This is a genomic window from Nocardia sp. NPDC055050 (assembly GCF_053608345.1).
Genome location: NZ_JBSGVG010000043.1, coordinates 19,058 through 33,021, shown reverse-complemented (window position 1 = coordinate 33,021; position 13,964 = coordinate 19,058). Strand labels below are relative to the sequence as shown.

The 13,964-nt window shown below is 67.3% G+C and carries 11 protein-coding genes and 1 tRNA gene; 8 read left to right on the top strand and 4 right to left on the bottom strand.

What is annotated here, in order from left to right; all coding sequences use genetic code 11:
* The first annotated feature begins 250 nt into the window (after positions 1-250).
* The 3 genes from ACWGCN_RS30550 to ACWGCN_RS30540 are packed head-to-tail and all read left to right on the top strand — an operon-like array spanning position 251 to position 4,603.
* Positions 251-2,080 (top strand): ABC transporter ATP-binding protein, encoded by a 1,830-nt coding sequence (locus ACWGCN_RS30550; protein WP_452458843.1) that lies wholly within the window; start codon positions 251-253, stop codon positions 2,078-2,080.
* Positions 2,077-3,936 carry an ABC transporter ATP-binding protein gene (locus tag ACWGCN_RS30545; RefSeq protein ID WP_378994473.1) on the top strand — a complete coding sequence of 620 codons (1,860 nt, stop codon included), beginning with the start codon at positions 2,077-2,079 and terminating at the stop codon, positions 3,934-3,936. Before ACWGCN_RS30550 ends, ACWGCN_RS30545 begins: the two co-directional genes overlap by 4 nt.
* 49 nt (positions 3,937-3,985) lie before the next feature.
* Positions 3,986-4,603 (top strand): putative glycolipid-binding domain-containing protein, encoded by a 618-nt coding sequence (locus tag ACWGCN_RS30540; RefSeq protein WP_378994471.1) that lies wholly within the window; start codon positions 3,986-3,988, stop codon positions 4,601-4,603.
* 15 nt (positions 4,604-4,618) lie between these two features.
* Here the strand turns inward: ACWGCN_RS30540 and ACWGCN_RS30535 are convergent, their stop codons facing one another.
* Positions 4,619-5,566 carry a prephenate dehydrogenase gene (locus tag ACWGCN_RS30535; RefSeq protein WP_452458844.1) on the bottom strand — a complete coding sequence of 316 codons (948 nt, stop codon included), beginning with the start codon at positions 5,564-5,566 and terminating at the stop codon, positions 4,619-4,621.
* A 58-nt stretch (positions 5,567-5,624) separates the two neighbouring features.
* Between ACWGCN_RS30535 and ACWGCN_RS30530 the strand changes: the two genes are divergently transcribed.
* The 3 genes from ACWGCN_RS30530 (at position 5,625) to ACWGCN_RS30520 (ending at position 6,747) form a co-directional block, all read left to right on the top strand.
* The gene (locus tag ACWGCN_RS30530; RefSeq protein WP_378638527.1) at positions 5,625-6,164 is read left to right on the top strand and encodes a tRNA adenosine deaminase-associated protein; all 540 of its coding nucleotides are present in this window, start codon (positions 5,625-5,627) and stop codon (positions 6,162-6,164) included.
* An 11-nt stretch (positions 6,165-6,175) separates the two neighbouring features.
* The gene (locus ACWGCN_RS30525; RefSeq protein ID WP_378638685.1) at positions 6,176-6,610 is read left to right on the top strand and encodes a nucleoside deaminase; all 435 of its coding nucleotides are present in this window, start codon (positions 6,176-6,178) and stop codon (positions 6,608-6,610) included.
* A 46-nt stretch (positions 6,611-6,656) separates the two neighbouring features.
* A tRNA-Ser gene (locus ACWGCN_RS30520) sits at positions 6,657-6,747 on the top strand.
* A gap of 16 nt (positions 6,748-6,763) precedes the next feature.
* On the opposite strand, the gene ACWGCN_RS30515 is transcribed toward ACWGCN_RS30520, so the two are convergent.
* On the bottom strand, positions 6,764-7,732 hold the full coding sequence (locus tag ACWGCN_RS30515) for a GlxA family transcriptional regulator (protein WP_378994462.1): 969 nt from the start codon (positions 7,730-7,732) through the stop codon (positions 6,764-6,766).
* Between the two features lie 303 nt (positions 7,733-8,035).
* On the opposite strand from ACWGCN_RS30515, the gene ACWGCN_RS30510 reads away from it, so the two are divergent.
* Entirely contained in the window at positions 8,036-8,284 is a 249-nt protein-coding gene (locus tag ACWGCN_RS30510) for a hypothetical protein (RefSeq protein WP_378638529.1), read from the top strand.
* A gap of 40 nt (positions 8,285-8,324) precedes the next feature.
* On the opposite strand, the gene ACWGCN_RS30505 is transcribed toward ACWGCN_RS30510, so the two are convergent.
* Both ACWGCN_RS30505 and ACWGCN_RS30500 read right to left on the bottom strand, forming a co-directional pair.
* Positions 8,325-10,616, bottom strand: coding sequence for an MMPL family transporter (locus tag ACWGCN_RS30505; protein WP_378994460.1), 2,292 nt, complete (start codon positions 10,614-10,616; stop codon positions 8,325-8,327).
* A gap of 176 nt (positions 10,617-10,792) precedes the next feature.
* Complete coding sequence (locus ACWGCN_RS30500) at positions 10,793-13,087, bottom strand: MMPL family transporter (protein ID WP_452458845.1); 2,295 nt, start codon at positions 13,085-13,087, stop codon at positions 10,793-10,795.
* A gap of 201 nt (positions 13,088-13,288) precedes the next feature.
* On the opposite strand from ACWGCN_RS30500, the gene ACWGCN_RS30495 reads away from it, so the two are divergent.
* Complete coding sequence (locus tag ACWGCN_RS30495) at positions 13,289-13,885, top strand: TetR/AcrR family transcriptional regulator (protein WP_379313779.1); 597 nt, start codon at positions 13,289-13,291, stop codon at positions 13,883-13,885.
* Positions 13,886-13,964: the final 79 nt, after the last annotated feature.

The window sequence follows — 13,964 nt, the reverse complement described above, 5'->3', positions numbered from 1 at the left end:
CCCTCGCGCCTGGGGCGAATTGTATCGGTCCCCTGAACAGGTGCGGGCCGCGAACGAATCCTTCCCGACGGCGGGTGCCGCGTGGCTCGGCAGGGGGTAGACGGGTGGGCTCGGGCCGAGGAAAATCGGTGGCCGGGGGTGGGGGTGCTCTGGGACTCTTGATGGGCCGAACTTGTCGGACCCAAGTGCGAACATCACCTGGCGTCCGTACCGGAAAACCAACCAGCCGACCGGACATCAAGGGGGAGTTTTGTCTGTCACATCAGAGCTGGCGGCCGCCGAATCGGAGGCCGACAGATCGGAGCGGCCGTCGCCGCAGTCGAGTGGGGGAATGCGGTCGCTGCGGCGATTTCTGCCCTTTCTCCGGCCCTACCGGGCGCCGCTGCTGCTGGCCAACGTGCTGGCGATCGTCACCGCGAGCACCGCGATCGCGATCCCGCTCGTCATCGCACGGGTGGTCGACGGGCCGATCGCGCGGCGCGATTTCGTCGGTCTGCTGGCACCGGTCGCGCTGATCTTCCTGCTCGGATCACTCGAATCGTTCGGTATGTGGGGCAGGCGATGGCTGGTGTCCAAGCCCTCGACGATGTTCGAAATCACCATGCGCGCCAAGCTTTTCACGCAACTGCAGGCCCTCTCGATCGGCCGCCACGACGGCTGGCAGTCGGGTCAGCTGCTCTCGCGCGCCATCGACGATCTGTCGGTGCTGCGGCGGTTCGTCGCGTTCGCCGGTCCGTTCCTCATCGTCAACGGGGTGATCATGCCCACCGGGCTGATCGTGTTGTTCGCGATGAACTGGCAAGTGGGACTGATCTTCACGGTGACCTCCCTGCCGCTGACGCTGTTCTGCGCGCGCTTCGTCCGCCGCTTCGAGGTGGCCTCGCGGCGTTCGCAGGATCAGTCCGGCGACCTGGCCACCATCGCCCAGGAATCGGCGCAGGGCGTGCGGGTGCTCAAGGCGCTGGGGCGCGGCCGCTTCTTCGGGACGCGTTTCACCGCGCTCTCGCGCGAGCTGCAGCGCACGGAAATGGAGAAGGTGCGCCTGGACGCCACGCTGTGGGCGGCGTTGGTGACCTTGCCGACCGTGTCGATCGCGGTGTCGCTCGGGGTGGGTGGCTACTCGGTGGTGCACGGCTCGATGACGATCGGCACGCTGGTCGCGAGCATCACGCTGGCCACGTTCCTGCAGTGGCCGATCATCTGGCTCGGCTTCCTGCTGTCGGAGCTGTTCGAGGCGCGCACCGCGGCCGATCGATTCTGGGAGATCATCGACACCCCGCTCGACATCACCGACCCGCCGCACCCGGCGGAACTACCTGACCCGCTGCGCGGGGTACTGGTCATCGACCGGGTCCGCTTCGCCTACCCGCGATCCGGGGGCGGTCCGGAACACACCGTGCTGGAAGAGATCTCGCTGCGGATCCGGCCGGGGGAGACGGTCGCGCTCGTCGGCGCGACGGGTAGCGGCAAGACCGCGCTGCTCGAGCTGATTCCCCGGCTCTACGACGTCAGCGGCGGCCGGATCACCATCGACGGTGTCGACATCGCCACGCTGCGCCTGGCGGAGCTGCGCCGGGTGGTGACGGTGGCTTTCGAGGAACCGGTGCTGTTCTCGGCCAGCGTGCGCGAGAACGTGGCACTGGGCGACGCGCGTGCCACCGATGTCGACGTGCGGCAGGCGCTCGATATCGCGCAGGCGAGCGAATTCGTCGACGCGTTGCCGTGGGGGCTCGACACCCGCATCGGTGAGCAGGGCATGAGTCTGTCGGGCGGCCAGCGTCAGCGTCTGGCCCTGGCCAGAGCTGTGCTCACCGGCGATACCGCCGCCCACGGCCGGATCATGGTCCTCGACGACCCGCTGTCGGCGCTGGACGTGGAAACCGAAGAGCGCGTGCAGGATCAGCTGCGGGCGGTGCTCTCCGGCGCTACCACTCTGCTCGTCGCGCACCGGCCGTCCACCGCCGCGCTGGCCGACCGCGTCGCGTTGCTCGCCGACGGACGCATCGTCGCCGAGGGCAGCCACGAGAAACTGCTGCGCACGAGCAGCCACTACCGCGAACTGATGGGAGGTGAAGCATGAGCACCGAGACGGTGACGACGGAAAAGGAAGTGCCGGAGGAGAAGTCCGATCTGGCGGCCGACTGGCGCGGTATCGCCAAGGAGGACGACGCCGTCACCGGGACCGGAAACCTGGTGCTGGCCGGGCGATCCCGGCGATTGCTCCTCGATCTGGTGCGGCCCTACCGCAAGCAGGCGATTCTCACCTTCGTCCTGATCCTGCTCGACAACGCGGCCAAGGTGTCGCTGCCGCTGTTCATCGCCTACGGGCTCGACCACGGCATCAGCCAAGGTCGCCAGGGCAATTGGACGCCGATGATCGCGACCGTCGCCGGATTCGTCGCGGTGACGTTGCTGTCGGGGCTCACCACGTTCGCCTTCCTGCGGGCCTCCGGGTCGCTGAGTCAGCGGGTGCTGTTCGACCTGCGGGTGCGCGCGTTCCGGCACACGCAGCGATTGAGCGTGTCGTTCCACGAGAAGTACACCTCGGGCAAGGTCGTCACCCGGCTCACCAGCGATATCGAAGCACTCCAGGAACTGCTCGAAGGCGCGCTGAATCAGGCGCTGAGCGCGGTGATCTCGGTGGTGACCATCGCTGCCCTGCTGATCTGGCTCGACCCGCTGCTCGCCTCGATCGTGCTGATCGGGTTCGTGCCGCTGGTGCTGGTCACCCGGTGGGCGCAGCGGCGTCAGCGCGCGGGGTACCGGCGCACGCGCGGGGCGATCTCGCGCGTTGTCGTGCAGTTCGTCGAGTCGATGAGCGGCATGCGGGCGGTGCAGGCGTTCCGGCGCGAACATCGCAACGAGGAGGTCCTCGGCGTCGAGGATTCGGCGTACCAGAAGGCGACGACCACCGCGGTCCGCGGGATGGGCGACTACGTCGGGCTCTCCAACTTCATCGGCAAGCTGACCACGGTGATCGTGCTGCTGGTCGGCGCCTGGCAGGTGATGGAGGGCAACCTCGCGATCGGTGTACTTGCCGCGTACCTGCTCTACCTCGACCAGTTCTACGGTCCCCTCGACGAACTCGCGCAGGTGTTCAACTCCTACCAGTCCGCCGCCGCGGCGCTGGAGAAGATCTCCGGCGTGCTCGAGGAGGAACCGGCGGTCGCCGAACCCGAACGCCCGGTGACACTCGAGCGGGCGACCGGTGCGGTGCGGATGGACCAGGTCTGGTTCGGCTACAACACCACGTCGGTGCTGCCGGAATTCGACCTGGAGATCCCGGCCGGACAGGTGGTGGCGCTCGTCGGTGCCACCGGTGCGGGCAAGTCGACGCTGGCGAAACTGCTCACCCGGTTCTACGACCCGAGCGGTGGCGTCATCACGCTCGACGACGTGGATCTGCGCCACCTAGCCGATGTCGAGCTGCGCAGACACGTCGTGATGATCACGCAGGAGGCATACCTGTTCTCCGGCACCATCGCCGACAACATCCGGCTCGGCAGGCCCGAGGCGACCGACGCCGAGGTCGCCGCGGCCGCGCGCGCGGTGGGGCTGGACGCCTTCGTCGGCGGACTTCCCGACGGCTACGCCACCGACGTGCGCACGCGCGGCGGCAGGCTCTCGGCGGGCCAGCGTCAGCTGGTGGCGTTCGCACGGGTGTTCCTGGCCGATCCGGCGGTGATCGTCCTCGACGAGGCCACCTCCAGCCTGGATATCCCCGGTGAGCGGCTGGTGCAGCACGCGCTGGAGACCCTGCTGCGCGACCGCACGGCCGTGATCATCGCCCACCGGCTGTCCACCGTGGCCATTGCCGACCGGGTGCTGGTGCTCGACGGCGGCCGGATCGTGGAGGACGGCGCACCGGCCGAGCTGATCGCGGGCCAGGGCCGCTTCGCAGGATTGCACGCCGCATGGCGGGATTCGCTGGTGTGATGCGCCCGTGTTGTGCAGCGCCGGGGCTGGTGTCGCTTACCGTAGAGAGGTGACGACCCCAGCCCCGGGCCCGGCCGACGGCCCCACCGAGATCAGACCTGCCTCCCGGTGGCCTGCGGTGCTCACCTGGCGTGCCCACGACAACACCCGCATGGAATCGGTGCGGGTGACGGTGAACGGCAATCGGATCAGGGCGGCGGGCCGGATGATCGGCTGCGCCGGCGATGAGCACCCGGCATTCAGCGCGTCGTACGACCTGGTCACCGACGAAGCGGGCGCGACGCGACGGTTGTCGCTGCGTACCACCACGGCGGCCGGTGAACGCCATGCCTCGATCTCGCGCGACGAGGAGAACTACTGGCTCGTCGACGCCGGCGGCACGCACGTGCGCTCCACCTTCGGCGGCGCCCTCGACGTCGACGTGGTGCTGAGCCCGTTCTTCAACACCCTGCCGATCCGCCGGTTCGGCCTGCAGAACGCCGTCGGCGACGTCCAGGTCCCCGTCGTCTACGTGCGACTACCCGACCTGCTGGTGCAGGAGGCCGAGCTCATCTACTCGAGCGCGTCCGACGGGATCAACGTCCTCTCGCCGGTCTCGAGCGCCACCCTGACGGTCGATCCGGAGGGTTTCGTCCTCGACTACCCGGGGCTGGCCGAACGCGCCTGATCTCGCGAGAGGTACTCAGAGCGCGCGGAGCACCCCACCGTCGCGACCGGCGCGGTGAAGTTCACCGAGCCAGTCGCCGGCGCCGGGCGTGACGCCGGTGATGTTCCAGGTCGTGCGGTCGTCGTAGGCGGTGCGGCCGCGGAAACCCGTCTCGACGAGTTCGCCGAGACGGCTGTCCGCGCGCAGGGATTCGCGGGCAGTGACGAGTGTCTCGATGGCCTCGTCGAGCACCCGTTCCAGCGCGGTCGCGTTCGGCTCGCAGATGGCACGCACGAGGTCGGGCGCGGTACCCGCGACGCGGGTTCCGTCTCGGAACGAGCCCGCCGCCAGGCCGAGCGCCAGCTTCCCGCCCGCGGCCCCCGCCGCGGCCAGCGCTTCGGCCAGCACATGCGGCAGGTGCGAGATCCGCGCGACAGCGCGATCGTGCTCCTCGGCGAGCACCGGAACCACCACCGAACCACAGTCCAACGCGAGCCGCACCACCCGCGACCACGGTTGCACCCGCGTTCCCTCGTCCACTCCGACCGCCCAGACCGCACCCTGGAAAAGATCGGAATCAGTGGCAGCCCAACCGGATTGGGACGTTCCCGTCATCGGATGCCCGCCAACGTACAAGGCCTCGAGTCCGTGCTTTCGCACCGCGTCCAGCACCGGCCCCTTCACGCTCACCACATCGGTCAGCGGGCACCCGGGCGCGAGCACGGCGATGTCGGCCAGCAGGTGTTCGACCGCGGGCATCGGCACCGCGATCACCAGCAGCGCGTCCAGCTCGGCAGCCCGGGCCAGCACCGCGGACAGGTCGCCGGACACCTCGAAACCGTCCTGACACGCCGCGGAGACGCCGGATTCGGAGCGGTTGTAGCCGAACGCCCGGTACCCCGCCGCGACGGCGGCGCGCAGCAGCGAACCGCCGATCAGGCCGGTCCCGAGGACGCACACAGCCCCACGCTCGTCGATGCTCATCCGAACAGATTGGCACACGAGTTCATCATTAGGGGTGGGACAGACTACCGTTTGGTCCATGGCAGCACAGCGCTCGGGCACGAACAGGGCGACGTCGGATGACGACTTCGACGTCGAAGGGTTCGCAGTGGCCGTGGTCCGCGAAGAAGGCACATGGCGGGTCAGCCCGCTCAGCTCCGATGCCCTGCACGATCTGTCGGCCGCCGAGACCGAATTGAAGGCTTTGCGCAGCTCAGGTGCGGTGTTCGGCCTGATCGACGTCGACGATGAATTCTTCATCGTGTTGCGTCCCGCGCCGAGCGGCACCCGTCTGCTCGTCTCCGACGCCACCGCGGCGATCGACTACGACATCGCCGCCGACGTCCTCGACGCGCTCAATGTCGAGATCCCCGACATCGACCCCGACGATCTCGACGACGTCGAACCGTGGGAGGAGGGCGACCTGGGCGTCCTGGCCGACCTGGGCCTGCCCGAACCGGTTCTCAGTGTGATCATCGCCGACACCGATCTCTACCCCGACGAGCAGCTCGGCATGATCGCCCAGCGTCTCGGTTTCGCCGACGAATTCGCCGCGGTCCTGGACAAAATGCCGAGGTGACCGACGAGGAGATGATGCGCGCCGCCTTGGCGGCCGCAGCCGACGCCGACCCGCGCGATGTGCCGGTCGGCGCCGTCGTCTTCGACGCGCAAGGTCGTGAACTGGCCCGCGCCACCAACGCGCGCGAAGCCCTCGGCGACCCCACCGCGCATGCCGAAGTCCTGGCCTTGCGCGCGGCCGCGGCAGTCCACGGCGACGGCTGGCGACTCGAAGGCGCGACCCTCGCGGTCACCCTCGAACCGTGCACGATGTGCGCGGGCGCCCTGGTGCTGGCGCGAATCGGCAAGGTCGTGTTCGGCGCCTGGGAACCCAAAACCGGTGCCGTCGGCTCGCTCTGGGACGTCGTCCGCGATCGCCGCCTCAACCACCGCCCCGAAGTCCGCGGCGGCATCCTCGAACCGGACTGTGTCGCCCTCCTCGACACCTTCTTCAAAAACCAGCGCTGACCAGCCGATTTAACAATCTCGCACCCACTCCGGTACCGTAGTCGGCGGTGGCGTGTCCGAGCGGCCTAAGGAGCACGCCTCGAAAGCGTGTGAGGGGTAACCCCCCTCCGAGGGTTCAAATCCCTCCGCCACCGCCATGAGCCCCTCACTTGTTCACGCAGGTGGGGGGCTTTTTCTTGTCCGAAATGTGCGCCGGTACGACGACGGCGAGGTCCGCACGGCTCGCGTGAAATGGTGCCGGAAGGTGACCGGGGTGGCGAAACCGGCCGCGGTCGCGATTTCCTCGATGGGTGCGTCGCCGGTCTCGAGCATGGCCAGTGCCGCCTGGATCCGCTGGGCGATCAGCCATTTGTTCGGCGTCGCCCCGGTTTCCCGGACGAAATGGCGCAGGTAGGTGCGCGGTGAGAGTCCTGCGACCCGGGCCAGATCGGGTACGCCGATCGGGTCGGCGAGGTGTTCGAGCGCCCAGGAGAGGCTGCGGGCGATGGGGGCGTCGAGGGGTTCGGGGGGCATGGGCGATTCGATGTATTGAGCTTGGCCGCCCGCGCGGTGGGGCTGGATGACGAGGCGGCGGGCGACGGCGTTGGCGACGGACGCGCCCAGGTCGTTGCGAACCAGATGGAGCGCCAGGTCCAGCCCGGCGGCGCAGCCCGCGCTGGTCAGGATGTCGCCTTCGTCGGTGTAGAGGGGCTCGGGGTCGACCTCGACCAGGGGGTAGCGCTCGCGCAGCAGGTCGGCGTATCGCCAGTGCGTGGTGGCCCGGCGGCCGTCGAGCAGGCCGGCGGCGGCCAGGGCGAACGCGCCGGAGCAGATCGACACGATCCGGGAGCCGTTGCGGTGCGCCCGGCGCAGCGCGTCGATCAATTCCGGCGAGGTCCGCGCGCGCGGGTCGGCGACGCTTGGGACCACGACCGTGTCGGCGGCGGCGAATTCCGCGAGGCCGTAGGGGCTGGTCATGGTCGCGCCGCCGATCACGCGGACGGGTTCGGGGGTTTCGGTGCAGATTTTCAGCTCGTACCAGGGCTGCTCGATATCGGGCCAGGTCAGGCCGAAGACCTCGATGACGATGCCGGTTTCGAACGCCGTCATCCCGTCGTACGCCAGCACGGAGACAGACCTCATGTCTAAATCTTAGCGATAGTCGTCATCTATGCCACTTCTCCCGATGACACGGAAGTCCGACCATGGAGATATGTTGAAGCAACTCAAGGACTTCGCCATCGGAATCCACACCGCGAACGCGATCCGGCACGGCATCCGCCCACCTGTCGCGGCTCGGCCGGAAAGCCGGAAGTCGCGGTGCGGGGGAGCGCGGACCACCCGGTAGCGGCAAGATCTGTCGTCGGGTATTCACCTCGTCCGACCTGCGGTGTATTCCTCGCGTAATAGACTGGGTTACACCGAATCCGGGAAGGAACGATGATTATGCGCGGGCGACAGCCGCCACCCGCGAAGTCCGGAATCGGGCTCGGGGGAAAACTTCTGGTTCTCATCGTGCTCGGCTGGGTCGCTGTCGGGCTGCTCGCGGCCGGCCAGCGCCACCACTTCGCTCACCTGCCCAAGCAGTGTTCGGACTGGGCGACCATCGCGGTCACCGCCGCGGCGGGGCCCGCGAACTACATCGGGCTCAATCCGCGCGTCACCGAATGCCAAGTGCCGCAGCCGAGTCAGTAGCGAAACGGCCGGGGAACACGAGTTCCCCGGCCGTCGACGCTCAGCCTTGCGGTAGCGGCGCGACCTGCCGCTGTTCGGCCTGGACCTCGCGCAGCCGGGAGCCCTCGATGTCGATATCGGGCACGATCCGGTCCAGCCACTTCGGCATCCACCACGCCCACTTGCCCAGCAGCACAAGCAGAGCGGGAATGAGCACCATCCGGACGACGAACGCGTCCAACGCCACGCCCGCGGCCAGCGCGAAGCCCATCGACTTGGCGGTGACATCGGATTCCAGCAGGAACGAACCGAACACCGAGATCATGATGATCGCCGCGGAGGTCACCACGCGCGCTCCGTGGTGATAACCCTTGATCACGGCCTCGGTGGGGTCGGCGCCGTGCACGTATTCCTCGCGCATGCGGGTCACCAGGAACACCTGATAGTCCATGGCCAAGCCGAAGACCAAGCCGATCAACATGATCGGCAGGAAGCTCACCAGTGGATGTGGATCCTTGATCAGCCCGAGCTCGCCCTCCTGGAAGATCAGCACGGTCGCGCCGAAGGTGGCGCCCATCGACAGCAGGAAGCCGAGTGCGGCGGTGAGCGGGACCAGGATGGACCGGAACACCAGGATCAGCAGGATGAACGCCGCGCCCGCCACGATCGCCATGTACGGCACGATCTTGCTCAGCAGGACATGGTCGATGTCGGCGTAGATGGCGGTGGTTCCGGTGATGCCGTACGACATCTTGTACTGCTCGTTCAGATCGGATTCCGCAGCGCGCGCCGACTGCACCAGATCCTTCGTCGACTGCGCGTTGGGCCCGGTCTTGGGTATGCCGTTGATCAGGGCGCCCGCGCCGTCCTTGCTCATCTGCGGCTCGGTGACCAGATCCATGTCGGGGTAGGACTGTAGCTTGTCGCGCAAGGCATTCAGCGCCGCCTGCCGCTGGTCAGCGGGGGTTTCGCTGAGGTCGACGGCCACCTGCAAAACACCGTTGCTGCCCTCGCCGAAGCCTTCGGTGCGCAGATCGTAGGCCTTACGGACGGTGGTCGACTTGGGCAGGCTGTCCTCGCCCGGCAGGCCGAGGTTCAGGTTCAGCGCCGGTGCGGCGAGCAGGCCGAGCACCACGATGGCCAGGATCATCGTGACCGCGGGGAACTTGGCGATCCCCCTGGCCACCCGGGTGCCGTTGGTGACGACGCTGTCGTCCTCGGGATCGTGCTGGGCGATCAGCGGCAGTTTCGGCTTGAACAGCGCCTTGCCGAAGGCGCCGAGCAGCGCGGGCATCAGGGTGATGGCGGTGAGCACGGCGAACGCCGCCGCGATGGCGCCACCCAGACCCATGAACGTCAGGAACCTGACCCCGACGATGCTCAGCCCGACCAGCGCGATGATCACGGTGAGCCCGGCGAACACCACCGCCGAGCCCGCGGTACCCAACGCGGTACCGGCCGCTTCCTCGGCGGAATCCTGCACCGCCAGTTCGTGTTTGTAGCGCGAGACGATGAACAGCGCGTAGTCGATGGAGAGGGCGATGCCGATCATCGAGGCCAGGAACGTGGTGAAGCTCGGCACCGACAGCACCGAGGTCGACAGGAAGATCAGCGAGGTCGCCGCGCCCAGCCCGACGATCGCGGTGATGATCGGCACGAACGCGGCGACGATGGCGCCGAACGCCACGATCATCACCACCAATGCCACGGCCATACCGATCATCTCGGACTTGCCGCTCGGCATCTCCTGTTCCATCGCGATGGTGCCGCTGATCTCGACCGTCAGCCCGGCCGCGCGGGCGGAGTCGCCGGCGTTGTAGGCGGCCTCGCGTTCGTCGGCGGTGATGTCGGCGAAGTCCTTGATCGCGAACGGGACACTGAAGTACGCGACGGTCTCGGGTGCGGTCTCGTTCAGCACATTCAGGGGCGCGCCACTGCAGGTCGACGGATCGGGTTGCCCGGTGAGACAGCCCATTTCCTCGGTCGCGGTGATCGGATTCACGATCGGTTCGGCATGGTCGACGATGTCGAGCTGCTCGAGGTCGGCGATCAGGTCATCGATCGCGGCGCGGTTGGCCGGGTCGGTGAGCTTCTGGCCTGCGGGCGCTCCCACAACATAGGTACCGGTCACCGCGTCGAACGCGAACGCCTCCGACATACCGGGGAAGTGCTTGTCGAGGATTTCGGTGGCCCGTTCCGAGGGCAGGTTCGGCATGCTGAAGTCATCGGTCATCGGCTTCTGCAACGAGGATCCCAGCCCCGCGAGCACCATGAAGAGCAGCAACCAGACGGGCAGCACAATCCATTTGCGGCGAAAGGCCAGCTTGCCCCACCGGTAGAGATAGATGGACACGGTTCTTCTCCTCGTGGATCGGTGCGGAGCGCGGATCGGAGGTGTAGCCGGGTCGAACTAGCCCTGAGTCTGGTGCCCAGCAACGGTGATATCAAGCACCGGTGCAGCGCGGATGCCGAAAACGAACGGCCCCGCAATCCGGTAGCGGATTGCGGGGCCGTGCTCGAGGTCGCGGGTCAGCCGACCGAAACCGGGTGCTTCACCGTTTCGACGTTCTCGGTACGCAGCTGCTCGAGCTTCGCACCCTCGACGTCGATATCGGGCACGACGCGGTCGAGCCACTTCGGCATCCACCACGCCCACTTGCCCATGATCACCAGCAGCGCGGGCACCACGACCATGCGAACGATGAACGCGTCGATCGCCACACCGGCGGCCAGCGCGAAACCGAACGACTTGGCGGTGACGTCGGTCTCCAGGATGAAGGAGCCGAACACCGAGATCATGATGATCGCGGCCGAGGTCACCACGCGGGCACCGTGGTGGTAACCGGCGACCATCGCGTCCTTGGCCGACTTGCCGTGCACGAATTCCTCGCGCATGCGGGTCACCAGGAACACCTGGTAGTCCATGGCCAAGCCGAAGACCAAGCCGATCAACATGATCGGCAGGAAGCTGACCAGCGGCTGCGGATCTTCGATCAGGCCGAACTTGCCCTGCTGGAAGATCAGCACCGTCGCACCGAAGGTGGCGCCCATCGACAAAAGGAAGCCGAGTGCGGCGGTGAGCGGGACCAGGATCGAGCGGAACACCAGGATCAGCAGGATGAACGCGGCACCGGCCACGATCGCCAGGTACGGCAGGATCTTGCTGAGCAGTACATGGTCGACATCGGCGTAGATGGCGGTGGTGCCGGTGATGCCGTACTCCATGCCGTACTGCGCGTTCAGATCCGCTTCCGCGCCACGCGCTTCGGCGACCAGATCCTTGGTGTCCTGATTGTTCGGACCGGACTTCGGGACACCGTTGAGCATGGCGCCCTGGTTGTCCTTGCTCCACATCGGCTCGGTGACGTAATCCATGCCCTCGTAGGACTCGAGCTTGGCGCGCAGCGCGCCGACGGCGGCCTCGCGCTCACCCGCGGGCGTCGCACTCAGGTCAGCGGCCACCATGAGCACACCGTTGCTGCCCTCGCCGAAGCCTTCGGTCCGCAGGTCGTAGGCCTTACGGATGGTGGAGGTCTTCGGCATGCTGTCGTCACCGGGCAGGCCGAGGTTCAGGCCGGCGGCGGGCGCGGCGAGCGCGCCGAGCACGATCACCGACAGGATCAGCGCGACCCACGGCGCCTTGGCGATCAGCTTGGCGAAACGCTGGCCGTTGGTGACCGAGGTGTCGTCGTCGGGATCGTGCTGCGCCACGATCGGCAGCTTCGGCTTGAACAGCGACTTGCCGAAGGCGCCCATCAGCGCCGGCATCAAGGTGACGGCGGTGAGCACGGCGAACGCGGCGGCGATGGCGCCACCCAGACCCATGAAGGTCAGGAATTCCACGCCGACGATGCCGAGCGCGCCGAGCGCGATGATGACGGTGAGACCGGCGAACACCACGGCCGAACCGGCGGTACCGAGCGCGGTACCCGCGGCTTCTTCGGCCGAATCACGCACGGCCAGTTCGTGTTTGTACCGGGAGACGATGAACAGCGCGTAGTCGATCGACAGCGCGATACCGATCATCGAGGCCAGGAAGGTGGTGAAGCCGGGCACCTCCATCACCGAGGTGCCGAGCATGATCAGCGAGGTCGCCGCGCCGAGGCCGACGATGGCGGTGATGATGGGCACGACCGCGGCGACGATGGCGCCGAAGGCCACCACCATCACGATCAGCGCGACACCCATGCCGATCAGTTCGGACTTGCCGCTCGGCTGTTCCTGCTTCATCGCGATCGAGCCGCTGAGTTCGACGGTCAGCCCGGCGTTGCGGGCTTCGGCGCCGACCTCGAAGGCGGCGTCGCGCTCGGCGTCGGTCACGTCGGTGACGGCCTTGATGGTGAACGGGACGCTGAGCACACCGACGGTGCCGGGTGCGGTCTCGCTCAGCACGTTGAGCGGGGCCGACGAACACTTCGACGGGTCAGGGGCGGCGAGGCAGCCCATCTCCTCGGTGGCCGCGATGGGGCTGGCCAGCTTCTTCTCGTGATCGACGATCGACAGGTCGTTGAGCTTGGCGATGAACGCGTCGATCGCGGCCCGGTTGGCCGGGTCGGTGAGCTTCTGCCCCTCCGGAGCGCCGATCACGTAGGTGCCGGTGACGGCATCCATCGAGAACTGCTCCGACATGCCTTCGAAGTGCTTGTCGAGGATCTCGTTGGCGCGGGCCGACGGGAGCTCGGGCATGCTGAAGTCGTTGGACATCGGCTTGCTCAGGGTGGCGCCGAGGCCGCCGAGCAGCACGAACAGCAGTAGCCAGACCGGCAGGACAATCCATTTACGGCGGAAAGCGAACTTTCCCCATCTGTACAGGTATACGGACACGCGTGTGCTCCTAGCGCGAAGAACGGGTGGGTGGCATGGCTCGTAGACAGCACTCGCGGGCCACCCCTGCGGGACCCGCCTCCACAACATCGTTTTCTGCCTACCGTGCGGTAGGTAGACTACCTAGTGGATAAGTGGAGGAGCAACCTCAATATTGGGGGCGCCGGATCCGTCACACCGAATCATGGGAGGATTGCCGCCATGCCCGCCCGAGACATCGCCGACACCGTCACCGCAGGTGGGGGTACTAAACAGGCGATCCGCGACGCCGCGGTACAGCTGTTCGCCGCCAAGGGTTTCGAACAGACGAGCCTGCGCGAGGTAGCGGATGTGGTGGGAATCACGAAGGCTTCGCTCTATTACCACTACGCGTCGAAGCTCGATCTGCTTCTGGCGATCATCGATCCGATCATCGATCACATGCGCGACATCGTCGAGGACATCGAGGCTGTTCCCTACAACGACGAAGGCATTCGCGCGGTCCTGCGCACCTACCTGCGCGGCATGATCCGCCATCGCGACGCGGGGGCGCTCTGCGTGCGCGACACCGCGGCCATCGTCAACGCCATCGCCGATCGCTATCCCGACCTGATGGAACCCACCCGTGAGCTGCGGCTGTGGCTGGCCGGGCCCGATCCGACCCAGAACTCGATGCTGCGTGCCGCCGCCGCCATCGAGGTGCTCGGAGTGGCGCTGCTGTCCTCGGAGCTGGCACCAGGCGCCACCGACGAGCTGGTCGAGAAGACTCTCCTCGACGCGGCAACCTGCGTACTGACCGGCTGTATCAATTCGGCGTGAGCGGGCGGCCCGCGTGGTGACGCTTCGCTACCGCCTCCGGCCGCTGACCGCTCGATCCAGGAGCACCGCGTAAGTTCGA